This window comes from Polaribacter sp. 2305UL8-11 (genome assembly GCF_058147165.1).
On record NZ_JBYVJW010000119.1, the window covers coordinates 1 to 235 of the forward strand.

The following is a 235-nucleotide window of genomic DNA, read 5'->3' on the forward strand; positions in this document are numbered from 1 at the left end:
AACATGCCCACATTTCATTTTTGTCAACTCAGATTTTGCCCGTTACAACGAACTTTCTGCTCCAATCGGCGCAATTTTTTACGAATACACAGATTTGGTTGAACCACTCTCTTTCGATGAAGCCTATCTAGATGTTACCGAAAACAAAAAGGGAGACCCGTCTGCAAATGACATTGCTAGAGGAATCCGTCAAAAAATTTACAATTATACAGGTTTCCGAGCCTCTGCAGGTATT

At 40.4% G+C, this 235-nt stretch carries 1 protein-coding gene; it reads left to right on the top strand.

Going from position 1 to position 235, the window contains the following annotated elements:
* The coding region (locus ACY2RW_RS16410) for a Y-family DNA polymerase (protein ID WP_490123794.1) at positions 1–235 on the top strand (235 nt) is incomplete at both ends.